This is a genomic window from Anaerofilum hominis (assembly GCF_014287275.1).
Classification (GTDB): Bacteria; Bacillota; Clostridia; order Oscillospirales; family Ruminococcaceae; genus Pygmaiobacter; species Pygmaiobacter hominis.
Genome location: NZ_JACONZ010000001.1, coordinates 858,642 through 870,772 on the forward strand (window position 1 = coordinate 858,642; position 12,131 = coordinate 870,772).

The 12,131-nt window shown below is 63.6% G+C and carries 7 protein-coding genes; all 7 read right to left on the bottom strand.

Translation table 11 applies throughout. The features are described 5' to 3' along the window. Positions 1-189: 189 nt before the first annotated feature. Positions 190-4,575 (bottom strand): Ig-like domain-containing protein, encoded by a 4,386-nt coding sequence (locus tag H8S23_RS03770; protein ID WP_186886955.1) that lies wholly within the window; start codon positions 4,573-4,575, stop codon positions 190-192. Positions 4,576-5,860: 1,285 nt separating this feature from the next. Then, entirely contained in the window at positions 5,861-6,874 is a 1,014-nt protein-coding gene (locus H8S23_RS03775) for an electron transfer flavoprotein subunit alpha/FixB family protein (RefSeq protein WP_186886956.1), read from the bottom strand. A gap of 93 nt (positions 6,875-6,967) precedes the next feature. Continuing rightward, positions 6,968-7,750, bottom strand: coding sequence for an electron transfer flavoprotein subunit beta/FixA family protein (locus H8S23_RS03780; protein WP_186886957.1), 783 nt, complete (start codon positions 7,748-7,750; stop codon positions 6,968-6,970). A gap of 24 nt (positions 7,751-7,774) precedes the next feature. Then, the gene (locus H8S23_RS03785; protein ID WP_186886958.1) at positions 7,775-8,911 is read right to left on the bottom strand and encodes an acyl-CoA dehydrogenase; all 1,137 of its coding nucleotides are present in this window, start codon (positions 8,909-8,911) and stop codon (positions 7,775-7,777) included. Between the two features lie 84 nt (positions 8,912-8,995). Continuing rightward, a complete protein-coding gene (locus tag H8S23_RS03790) occupies positions 8,996-9,832 on the bottom strand; it encodes a 3-hydroxyacyl-CoA dehydrogenase family protein (protein WP_186886959.1) in 837 nt (278 codons plus the stop codon). Positions 9,833-10,012: 180 nt separating this feature from the next. Beyond that, complete coding sequence (locus H8S23_RS03795) at positions 10,013-10,789, bottom strand: enoyl-CoA hydratase-related protein (RefSeq protein ID WP_186886960.1); 777 nt, start codon at positions 10,787-10,789, stop codon at positions 10,013-10,015. 45 nt (positions 10,790-10,834) lie between these two features. Next, complete coding sequence (locus tag H8S23_RS03800; RefSeq protein WP_186886961.1) at positions 10,835-12,019, bottom strand: acetyl-CoA C-acetyltransferase; 1,185 nt, start codon at positions 12,017-12,019, stop codon at positions 10,835-10,837. Positions 12,020-12,131 lie beyond the last annotated feature (112 nt).

Consider the following 12,131-nt stretch of genomic DNA (forward strand, 5'->3'; position numbering starts at 1 on the left):
CCAGAGGCGGACGTCAGTGTCCGCCTGCCCGTTTGCGGGCGCTGAAACGAAAAGGCCGGTGAAGAGCTGGCCGGCACCTCCGCTGAGACATCCGGCGGCACGCCCCGCGGCAAAAAACTTTGCATCTTGTCCATACCGGGGGCTGCCCTCACGGACCGAAGCAGCATTGGCGCCCAGCCCTCCTCTTTGTTACCGCAGCGGTTCCGGCGTCCAATCCGGTACCGGCCCCATCTCCGCGCGCGGGGGATCGTCCGTCTTTTCCCCGTCTGCCGCCGCAGGTACAGGCGGCGAGCCCGGGGTCCAGGCCGGGTCCGGCGTGGGACTCAGCACCGGCGTTGCCGCGGGCGTGGTCGAAGTCACCGCGCCCGGGCTGGGCAGAGGTTCGGGCGTCCAATCCGGCTCCGGCGTCGGCCCGATGGTCGGCGTGGGAGAAGTCACTGTGCCCGGGCCGGGCAGGGGTTCGGGCGTCCAATCCGGCTCCGGCGTCGGCCCGATGGTCGGCGTGGGAGAAGCGATATCTGCTTCTTCCTGCCCCGGCGCGGGCTGCTTTTCTGCTTCCGGCTCCGGCGTCTGCTCTGCCGCCGTCTTTGCATCCTCCTGCGGGGTATTTTCTTGCAGGGCGAACAGAGCACTGTTTGCCGCGGCCTTTACCGTGAGGGTGATCTGGGCAGTGACGCCGCCCGCCTGGGCGCTCAGGATCGTCTCCCCCGCGGCGAGCGCCGTTACCTGCGCCCGCGACGGGTCCAGCGGGTCGGCCGTCACCGCGGCGACGCCCTCATCGCTGCTGGACCAGACGACGGTGCGGTGGGTGGTATTCCCCGGCTGCACCGCAGCGCTGAACTGCCGGGTCTCCCCCACAGCCGCCGTGGCCGCGCCGCCGCTCTCTCCGACAAAGGTGATCTCGGTGACCGGGACATCGGTCGCCGCGATATCCCGGATATCCACATCGCAGCTGACAGCGCATTTTTGTCCCGCTGCCTCTGTGACGGCGGAGAAATAGCCCCACACCTTTCTGCTCTCCGCCTCTGTTTTCAAAATGTGCAGCGCGGTGTCGGTGGAGATGGTCGCCTTGGTCCCGTCATCGTACCACTCGCCCGTTAAAGCTGCCGCCGCCGAGGAGACCTTCAGCAGCCAGTAGTCCCCATCGTCCTCCTTGACGAACTGCGGGGCAGCGCCGGGCACCTCGGCGCCGTTTACCACCAGCCGGTCGCTGGGCCCGATATCGAGCCCGCTGCCCCCGTTCAGCGGGTCGTTTTCCGCCTCAAAGCGGACATTCTCAAAAACGGCCTGGTTTTGGGCGGACCCGTACTGGATGCTGAGATATTTTTCCGCACAGCAGCCGGGCGCGCGCACGGCGCGCAGGGTGGAATCTGCGACGTGCAGGGTGTTGACATACCCCTGTACCGGGTCCACCCCGATGATCTGTCCCCCGTCGATGACCAGCACGCTGTAGTCGTTGCTGGTACCCGTCATGGAGTTGTAGCCGGTCAGGGTGCTGCCGGTCACTTCAAAAGTGCAGTTATTGCTGATGGCGTTGAGGGTCGTCCAGCCCTGCACGGCCGAGGCCGCCACCGTTACCTCCATCCCCGCAGACTGCTGCAGGTTGATCGCATACCGGGCGCCCCGCAGATCCGAGTTCTGCAGGCGCAGGCTTCCGCCCGTGAGATTGCCGAAATAAAACGCTGAAAAAACTCTGTCGATGGTCAGGCCCGCGTCTTCATTGAGTCGGAAACCGTCCGCCTCCACCGAAAGATCTTTCTGCACCCGCGCCGCGCCGCCGGCGACCTCGCCCCTCAGATAGAGAAAGACGGTATTGATGTCGGCCGTGGCGGCGCTCACATCTTTCAGCCGTATCGTGTAGTTGCTGGTGTTTTCCACCAGGATACCGCGCGCGCCCGACGGGAGCTCCAGGGACAAATGCTCCAGCGTCAGGCTGCCGGGCTGCGCCGTGTCGGCCTGCGCCGCGCTGGTGCAGCCCCGGTCCACCACAAAGGCTTTGGCCGTGGCGGCGGAGGGCGCGATTACGGTTTTACCCGTCCCGCTGCCCCGGATCGTCAGCGTCTTTCCCACGACGACCGTCTCGTCATACCGGCCCTCCGGCAGGCTGATGGTCGCGCCGTCCGGCGCGCCGGCAACAGCTTCCGCAAGCGAACTGTAACGATCGGTCCCATCCGTGATGGCAACGATCTTATCCCCGTCCACAAGGATCACGCCGTCCACCGCCACCGTGCAGCCGCCGCCATCGCTGCTGTTAATGTAAAGCAGGTCTGAGGTGGGTGTCGCAGCCACCGCGCCGCTGTTGGCGCAGCCGGTCACCTCCACGCGGTTCGCGCGCGCAGCGGAATAGTTGTCGTCCTTTGCCCCGCCCGCGGACAGGCTTTGCTCCACCGCAACGCCCGCCCCCATGCCGGGAGAGGTGATCGCGCCGCTGTTGACGCAGCCGGTGAGGACCGCGCTCCAGTAGATGTCGCCCGCAATGCCCGCCACGCAGCTTTTGCCGGTCACCGCCGCCTGGTTCTTACAGTTTTCCACCGTTACCGTGAGGGTCTGGTTATAGATGTCGCCCGGCGCGTTATAGCGGACCCAGCCCACAACGCCGCCCACATAGGAGCCGCCGGTGACCGTGGCCGCCGCGCTGTTGGTACAGCCGGACACCGTGCCGCCGAACTTCTGCTCCCCGGCAATGCCGCCGATGCTGGTGCCGCTGCCCGTCACCGTGCCGCTGTTCGCGCAGCGCTCGATGTCACAGGTGGTGGACAGGCCCACAATGCCGCCCACGCCGCTCTGGCCGCCCACGGGGCCGCTGTTGGCGCAGCCGCGCACCGCAAAGGCGGAACGCCCGGCCGTGCCCGCGGGGTCCTGATCGTAGTACATGGCCCCCGCGATGCCGCCCGCGTTGGCACTTGAGGCCGCGACGGCCGCGGCATTGGAACAATTCTGCACCACGCCGGTCTTGAGGCCGCGCCCCACGATGCCGCCGACCCCCTGTGTGCCGGAGACCACGCCGCCGGTCACATGACAGTCAGAGATCGCCGCCCCGTCCGTGAGCAGGCCCGTCACTGCCCCCAGCGCCTTGCTGGAGGGCACGTCCACCTTTACTCCGGTCAGGGTAAGGCCTTTTACCTCTGCCCCGCTGCCCGCGACCGCGCCGAACAGGCCCACGCCCCTATCGGCGGCGCTTGTCGCGCTGATCGACAGGCCTGCGATCGTGTTTCCGCTGCCGTCAAAGACCCCGGCAAACGGGGTGCTGCCCGCCGCCAATCCGCCGCCGCTCCTACTGCTTGCGCCTATGGGCGTCCACTCCCGGCCATCCAGATCCAAATTCACGCCCAATGTGACGGTGATCCCGGCAAAATCGCTGCCGCCGTTCACCAAACTGGCCAGGCCGGCCAGTTGCTCTGCATTCTCCAACACATATTTCTGTGCGTCACCCGTATACCAGCTGGTATCGGCAGAACCGTCCCACACGCGTACCGGCACCGGCGTTGGGGTCGGCGTCGGGCTCGCCGTGGCCGTGGGCGCAGGGGTGGCGGTGGGGGCCGCGGGGACCGCCGTAGCCGTGCCCGCGCCGCCCGGGTTCCAGGGGGTGGGCGCAGGCGCGGGTTTTCGGGTCGGCGCCGCCGTCGCCGACGGCGCCTTGGTGGGCGTGGCCAGATTGGCGCTGGCCGTCCCGCTCCCCTCCAGCACCGGGGACTCTTTTTCTTCGACCACAGCAGGGGCCAGCGTGCCGCCCAGTTTTTCCTTTTCGTCAGAGATCGCTCGTTTCACCGTGCCCTCGCCACTCAAGGTCAGCGGCACGCCGGTGGCCAGGACGTCGATCTGCGCCCCTTTTGCCACTGCGATCTCACTGCCGGAGGCGTTGTCCATGAGCACCAGTTCCCCGATGCCGGCTTTTACCTCCAGCGAGCAGTTCCCCCTGAGCACCGCCTTTTCCACCCCAGCGGTCAGGTTCAAGCTGCTGCCCTCCGCTTTTTTGCTCACGGTCAGCTCTGCAAGCGGGCTGTTTTGCTCCAGCTGCGCCGCGGCGTTCAGCATCACCCTGTCCACCCGGGCCTCGTCGGTGAGCAGCAGTTCGCTGCTGGCCGCGCTGCTCTCGACCATCACCGTCTTTACCTCGGCGGAGATCTCAAACCGCACACGGGTGCGGGCGCTCACCACATCTGCGCGTGTGCCGCTGTCCAGCACCAGGCGCAGGTCCTTTTTTTCCGCCAGAACAGTGCCCAAACTGCAGTCCTCAAAATGGACGCTGTTGGGCCCGCCGCCGTACAGATAAACGTCTCCCTCGACCGTGCAGCCGCGCAGGGTCGCGTCGCCCTCCCCCACGGCTTTATCCACGGTAAGCGAGCCGTGGATCACCGCATTTTCCAGCACGATGCCGTCCGCCTTGAGCACCACGTCGCTGTACTCGCTCGCCTGGGAATAAACGCCGGGCTCACTCAGCACCAGAGTTTTTTCTGCGGCCGTGCTGCCGACAGAAGCCGGCTCTCCGCCGGGCTCCGGGCCGGAGCCGCAGCCCGCGAATACCGAGGCAACGACGGCTGCCGCCAGCAGCAGCGCGGTTATTTTTTTCTTCATCCCTGTCCACACCTCATCTGTTTGAAGTTCACCTTTGCAGACGCTTTTGTCTCAATTGTCATAATACTCTTTATTTCCGTGTTTTGAAATCGCTTTTTATGATTTTCTATCTTTTGACAAATTTACAGATTATTTTTGTATACTTTTTAATTCTTTCACGGCCGCAGGAGGCGCGGGGCGGGAGCAGACGAACGCATCTTGCTCCATCGCTTTTCATCTTTTCCGCGTTTTCACCCATTCCATCGCTGCCGGTCTTTATCGCCTCAAAACCAGGCTTCTCCGGCAGGATCGGGCCGGAAAAGCCCTGCGTGGGCGCGGTGCCCCCGGCCGCTTCAAACGCAGCCCGTAACGCGTCTTTCCGCCGCACCGCCTGCCCCCGGCCCGCAAGCAGGCGCTTTTCCCCACGCGGAGCCAGGCCCCCAGCCGGACCCTCTGCCGCTATAAAACCTCTCTTTGTTTTCCGCTTCCCCGGGCACGGGAGGCGAAAGCCCTTTTCCCTCCCCCGGCAGAGCCTGGGCGGCGTTTTCCGCCCAGGCAGCGCAACAGGAAAGCGCCGCCCTCTGCGCGGTGCTTCGCACAGGGGGCGGCGCTTAAAATGGAACGGAACACTGTCCGAGAGACAGGCATTAGGATGCGAAAGAGCTTTCCTCTTCGCTATAGTTATAGTGCGCATCCATGCGAGAATGCTGCGCATTCTCCCAGGCCATTGCGGCGCTGCGGCGAGAAGACTTTCCTCTCCGCTGCAGTTATAGTGCGCATCCATGCGAGAATGCTGCGCATTCTCCCAGGCTATTGCGGCGCTGCGGCGAAAGAGCTTTCCTCTTCGCTATAGTTATAGTGCGCATCCATGCGAGAATGCTGCGCATTCTCCCAGGCTATTGCGGCGCTGCGGCGAAAGAGCTTTCCTCTTCGCTATAGTTATAGTACGCATCCATGCGAGAATGCTGCGCATTCTCCCACGCATTTGCGGCGCTGCGGCGAAAGAGCTTTCCTCTTCGCTATAGTTATAGTACGCATCCATGCGAGAATGCTGCGCATTCTCCCACGCATTTGCGGCGCTGCGGCGAAAAAGTTTTCCTCTTCGCTATAGTTATAGTACGCATCCATGCGAGAATGCTGCGCATTCTCCCACGCATTTGCGGCACTGCGGCGAGAAGACTTTCCTTTCCGCTGCAGTTATAGTGCGCATCCATGCGGGAATGCTGTGCATTCCCCCAGGCCATTGCGGCGCTGCGAAGAGAGAGTTTCCCTCTTCGCTTCCGCTGCGGCACAGCTGAAAACGCGCTCAGGCCTTGGCGACGATCTCGCGCTTGAGGGCCTCGGTCAGCAGCGGCACGATCTGCAGCGCGTCGCCCACGATGCCGTAGTCCGCAACTTCAAAGATCGGGGCGGTCTCATCCTTGTTGATGGCCACGATCACGTCGGAATCCTCCATACCGGCCAGATGCTGGATGGCGCCGGAAATGCCGCAGGCGATGTACAGGTTCGGGCGCACGGTCTTGCCGGTCTGGCCAACCTGCATATCCTTTTCAGCCCAGCCCGCGTCCACTGCCGCGCGGCTGCAGCTCACGGTACCGCCGAGCACGTCGGCCAGCTCCTGCAGCAGATGGAAGTTCTCGGCGCTGCACATGCCGCGGCCGCCGGAGACCAGGATCTTCGCGTCCTGGATATCCATCTTCGCAGCAGCGGTCTTGACCACTTCGAGGATCTCCACATTTATGTGCTGGTCCAGGTCGGCGGGGACAAACTCCTCCACGGGGCAGGTGCGGCCCTCTTCGCGGGGCAGTTTTTTCATCACGCCGGGGCGCACGGTCGCCATCTGGGGACGATGCTCCGGGCAGATGATGGTCGCCATGATGTTGCCGCCAAAGGCCGGGCGGGTCATCTGCAGGTTCCCGCTCTCCGGGTCCACGGCAAGGCCGGTGCAGTCGGCGGTCAGGCCGGTGTGCACGCGGGCGGAGATGCGGGGGCCCACGTCGCGTCCGATGGCGGTCGCGCCGACCAGGACGGCTTCGGGCTTGTATTTTTTGATGGTCTCAGCCATGCAGTACGCATAGGGCTCGGTCATATAGGTCTCCAGCAGCTTGTCGTCGATCTTGATGATCCGGTCGGCGCCATACTCGGCCAGCGGCTTGCACAGGCCATCCACCTGGTGGCCCAGCAGCACGGCGGTGACCTCGGTGCCGAGGTCGGCGGCCAGTTCTTTCGCCTTGCCGATCAGCTCGTAGGAAACGTTTGTGACCTTGCCGTCGACCTGCTGCACAAAGACGAATACACCTTTATAATCCTGAAGATTCATTTGAATGATCATTCCTTTCTCGGAATTGTGCCGGTCACGCCGGGCGCGATGCGGGCACGGGCCCGCCGGCGCGCGGCGCGTCACCGCGTTCTGTCAGATAATGAATTTTTCTTTGAGCTTTTCAACGATATAGTCGGCGGACTCCTGCGGGTCCAGCTGGACCTTGGTGCCGGCGGCCTTGAGCGCCTTGGTAAAAGACTTGAAGACGCGGGTGGGGCTGCCCTTGAGGCCGATATTATCGTCGGAGACGGCCAGGTCGGGGCGGGTAAAGGTCTTGACGTCCCCCTCGCGGTAGGCGTCAAAGATGCCGCCCGGGGTCATGTAGCGCGGCTCGTTGAGCTCAGACAGAGCGGTGATCAGGCAGGGCATTTTCGCCTTGAGGACGTGATAGCGGTCCTCGAACTGACGCTTGACGATCACATAGTCGCCCTCGACCTTGATGTCCTCGGCATAGCTGATATTCGCCAGGCCCAGATGCTCGGCGATCTGCGGGCCCACCTGGGCGGTGTCGCCGTCGATGGCCTGCCGGCCGGTGATGATCAGGTCATAGGGCAGCTTTTCGATCGCCGAGGCGATGGTGCTGGAGGTGGCCCAGGTATCCGCGCCGCCAAAGGCGCGGTCGGTGATGAGGTACCCCTCGTCCGCGCCCATGGCCAGAGCCTCGCGCAGCACGGCGTCCGCCTGGGGCGGGCCCATCGAGACGACGGCGATATGGGCGCCGTTCTGCTCTTTGATGCGCAGGGCGGCCTCCAGGCCGGCCTTGTCGTCCGGGTTCATGATGCTGGGGATGCCGTCGCGGATCAGGGTGCCGGTCACGGGGTCGATCTTGACCTCGTTGGTATCGGGAACTTGCTTGATGCAAACTACGATGTTCATGGTATAGACTCTCCTTCCCTCTCGTTACAGCAGACTGCCGGCAATGACCATGCGCTGCACTTCGCTGGTGCCCTCGTAGATCTCGGTGATCTTGGCATCGCGCATCATGCGCTCTACCGGGTAGTCGCGGGTGTAGCCGTAGCCGCCGAACATCTGCACCACCTTGGTGGTGACCTCCATCGCGGTCTCGGCGGCGAACAGCTTCGCCATCGCGGCCTCGACGCTGAAACGCTTCTGGGTGTCTTTTGCCATCGCAGCCTTGTACACCAGCATCTTGGCGGCCTCCACCTTGGTGGCCAGATCCGCAAAGACGAACTGGGTGTTCTGGAACTTCGAGATGGGACGGCCGAACTGCTTGCGCTCGTTGACGTATTTTTTCGCCTCGTCCAGCGCGCCCTCGGCAATGCCCAGCGCCTGCGCGGCGATGCCGATGCGGCCGCCGTCCAGGGTCTGCATGGCGATGCCGAAGCCCTTGCCCTCGGCGCCCAGCAGGTTCTCCTTGGGCACAATGCAGTTTTCAAAGATCAGCTCGGTGGTGGAGGAGGCGCGGATGCCCAGTTTGTCCTCCTTTTTGCCGATCGAGAAGCCGGGGAAATCCTTTTCCACGATGAACGCCGAGATGCCCTTGGTGCCCTTGGACTTGTCGGTCATCGCAAAAATGATGTAAGTGTCGGCCTGGCCGCCGTTGGTGATAAAGATCTTGCTGCCGTTGAGCACATAGTGGTCGCCGTCCAGCACCGCTTTGGTCTGCTGGCCGGAAGCGTCGGTGCCGGCGCCCGGCTCGGTGAGGCCGAAAGCGCCCAGATACTCGCCCGAGGCCAGCTTTTTCAGATATTTTTCCTGCTGCAGCGGGGTGCCGAACTTTTTGATGGGGTCCGTGCCCAGCGAGGTGTGGGCGGACACGATGACGCCGGTGGTGGCGCAGACCTTGGAAAGCTCCTCCACGCACATCACATAGGTGAGGGTGTCGCAGCCCTGGCCGCCCACTTCTTTCGGGAACGGGATGCCCAAAAAGCCGTACTTTTTCAGCTTGTCGACGGTCTCGGTGGGGAAGCGCTCGGTCTCGTCGATCTCTGCGGCGAGGGGCTTGACTTCCTTTTCGGCGAACTCCCGGAACAGGGTGCGCGCCATCTCATGTTCTTTGCTCAGTACAAAGTCCATCTTGTATTCTCCTCCAATATCCGGATGTCACAGCGAAGCACAAAAGGGCGGAGATGCTCCGTCCTTTGTGCTGTGTTTCTTTCCTTATTTGCGGTAATCGTAGAAGCCGATGCCGGTCTTGCGGCCCAGCTTGCCGGCGCGCACCATCTTGCGAAGCAGCGGGTGCGGACGGTATTTCGGGTCGCCGGTCTCGCTCTGCAGCACTTCCATGATGGCCAGCACGATGTCCAGGCCCACCAGGTCGCCCAGGGCCAGGGGGCCCATCGGGTGGTTGGCGCCCAGCTTCATGGCGGTGTCGATGCCCTCGACGGAGGCGACGCCCTCGGCGTAGATGCCGATGGCCTCGTTGATCATCGGGATGAGGATGCGGTTGACGACAAAGCCGGCGGCCTCTTTCACCTGCACGGGGGTCTTGCCGATGGACTCGCTGATCTCAACGATCTTGGCCACGGTCTCGTCGGGGGTGTTCTCGCCCGCGATGACCTCGACCAGTTTCATGACCGGGGCCGGGTTGAAGAAGTGCATGCCGACGACCGGGCGGGACAGGCCGTTGCCGATCTCGGTGATGGACAGAGAAGAGGTGTTGGAGGCGAGGATGCACTCGGGCTTGCAGATCTCGTCCAGCTGCTTGAACAGCTCTTTTTTCAGGTCCATCTTTTCCAGGGCCGCCTCGACCACCAGATCGCAGTCCTTTACGATCTCGTTGGTGCCGGTGCTGATGCGGGCGGTGATGGCGTCGGCGTCAGCCTGCTCCATCTTGCCTTTCGCAACGCGGCCCGCCAGGCCTTTGGCGATCTTCGCCTTGCCGCCCTCGGCCCACTCCGCCTTGATGTCGCAAAGGCAAACTTCGTTGCCGGCCTGTGCAAAAGCCTGCGCGATACCGGAACCCATGGTGCCGGCGCCAATAATACCAACTTTCATGTTGACAGCCTCCTAATTTTTCTGATCATCCTGATCCTGGGCGGTACCGGTCCGGGCGCTGCCGCCTGCGGCGCCGGTATCCCCTCTCACTGGAATGCAAAGCATATGTAAAACCTGTGCGGTCTTTGCCGGACAAAGCACGGCCAGCGCGGACAGTCGCCCGCCCGCGCCGGTCCGTTCTTATTGGTTCTGGTAAGGAGCGTGCGGGCGGCGCTCAAGGAAAGCGGCCATGCCCTCTTTCTGGTCGGCGCTCTCAAAGCAGCTGCCGAACAGCTTTTCCTCAATGACGATGGCCTCGTCGATGCCTACCTGCAAGCCGTCGTTGACCGCCTTTTTGGTGGCGCGCACCGCAATGGGCGCGTTGGCGGCAATGGCAGCGGCCATTTTCTCGGCGGCGGGCAGCAGCTCGTCAATGGGATAAACAGCGTTTACAAGGCCCAGGGAAAGCGCCTCGGGAGCCTTGACCTGCGCGCAGGTGTAGAGCAGCTCTTTGGCCTTGCCCACACCGATGGTGCGCGCCAGGCGCTGGGTGCCGCCAAAGCCCGGGGTGATGCCCAGGCCGACCTCGGGCTGGCCGAAGCGGGCGTTCTCGCTGGCGATGCGGATGTCGCAGGCCAGGGACAGCTCGCAGCCGCCGCCCAGCGCAAAGCCGTTCACCGCGGCGATGACGGGGATGGGCAGGCTCTCGATCTTGCGGAAAACGTCGTTGCCCTTTTTGCCGAAAGCCTCGCCCTCCGCTTTGGTCAGGCCGCTCATCTCGCCGATGTCCGCGCCCGCGACAAAGCTTTTGCTGCCCGCCCCGGTGATGATCAGGGCGCGCACGGCGTTCAGGTCCAGCGCGTCCACCGCAGCTTCCAGGTCGCCCAGCACCTCGCTGTTGAGGGCGTTGAGCGCCTTTTCGCGGTCGATGGTGAGGACGGCGTAGCCCTCTTTCTGTTCCACTTTCACAAAGCTCATGTTACGACTCTCCTTCTCGTTTCAGGTTGCGCCCAAAAGGCGTTCTTATTTGATGCCCTCGACGATGGTGGAGACGCCCATGCCGCCGCCGACGCACAGGGTGGCCAGGCCGTATTTGGAGCCGCGCTTCTGCATTTCATAGAGCAGGGTCACCAGAATGCGGCAGCCGGAAGCGCCTACCGGGTGGCCCAGCGCGATGGCGCCGCCGTTGACGTTGACCCTTTCGGCGTCCCAGTTGAGCAGCTTGCCCACAGCCAGGCTCTGGGCCGCGAACGCCTCGTTGGCCTCGATCAGGTCCATCTGGTTGATGCGCAGGCCGGTCTTTTCAAACAGCTTCTTGGTGGAGGTGGCGGGGCCCACGCCCATGACCGAGGGATCCACGCCGCCGGAAGTGCCGCCAACCCAGCGGGCCATCGGCTTGACGCCCAGCTCTTTGGCTTTCTCAGCGCTCATGACGATGATGGCGGCGGCGCCGTCGTTGATGCCGGAGGCGTTGGCCGCGGTCACACTGCCGTCGGCGCGGAACGCCGGGCGCAGCTTGGCGATGCCCTCGGCGGTCACGCCGTCGCGGGGGCCCTCGTCCTTATTGAAGATGACGGTCTCTTTTTTCACTTTCACAGGCACGCCGACGATCTCGTCGTCAAACTTGCCGGCTTTGCGGGCAGCCTCGCATTTCTGCTGGCTCCAGGCGGCAAATTCGTCCTGCATCTCGCGGGTGATGCCGTACTCCTCCGCCACGTTCTCGGCGGTGATGCCCATGTGATAATCATTGAACGCATCCCACAGAGCGTCGTTGACCATGGTGTCGACCATGGTGGAGTTGTTCATGCGGTAGCCGAAACGGGCTTTGGTCAGCGCGTAGGGGGCCATGGACATATTCTCCATGCCGCCGGCCATGACCACGTCGGCCTCGCCGGCCTCGATCAGGGCGGCTGCCATATTGACGGTCTTCAGGCCGCTGCCGCAGACGTTGTTGATGGTCAGGGCGGGCACGCTGTAGGGGATGCCGGCGTGGACGGCAGCCTGGCGGGCGGGGTTCTGGCCCATGGCCGCGGTGAGCACATTGCCGAAAAGCACTTCGTCAACCTGCTCCGGGGCGATGCCGGCCCGGTTCATGGCTTCTTTCATCACGATGGCGCCGAGCTGCTCGGCGGGGACGTTGGACAGCGCCCCGCCCATCTTGCCGATGGCGGTGCGGCAGGCGCCCACGAGTACGATTTCCTTAGACATAATTGGTTCCCTCCATTTTTGATGTTACCTTTTTCCGGTCTGCCCTGTCTCTGTTGCTCTCGGGTGGGAGGGGGCGTTCCCCCTCCTGGTACATGTTAAATATATCACAATG

Bases quoted from the DNA above. Each gene is read 5' to 3' on its own strand.
- H8S23_RS03770 (WP_186886955.1), bottom strand. From the start codon at position 4,575: ATGAAGAAAAAAATAACCGCGCTGCTGCTGGCGGCAGCCGTCGTTGCC.
- H8S23_RS03775 (WP_186886956.1), bottom strand. From the start codon at position 6,874: ATGAATCTTCAGGATTATAAAGGTGTATTCGTCTTTGTGCAGCAGGTC.
- H8S23_RS03780 (WP_186886957.1), bottom strand. From the start codon at position 7,750: ATGAACATCGTAGTTTGCATCAAGCAAGTTCCCGATACCAACGAGGTC.
- H8S23_RS03785 (WP_186886958.1), bottom strand. From the start codon at position 8,911: ATGGACTTTGTACTGAGCAAAGAACATGAGATGGCGCGCACCCTGTTC.
- H8S23_RS03790 (WP_186886959.1), bottom strand. From the start codon at position 9,832: ATGAAAGTTGGTATTATTGGCGCCGGCACCATGGGTTCCGGTATCGCG.
- H8S23_RS03795 (WP_186886960.1), bottom strand. From the start codon at position 10,789: ATGAGCTTTGTGAAAGTGGAACAGAAAGAGGGCTACGCCGTCCTCACC.
- H8S23_RS03800 (WP_186886961.1), bottom strand. From the start codon at position 12,019: ATGTCTAAGGAAATCGTACTCGTGGGCGCCTGCCGCACCGCCATCGGC.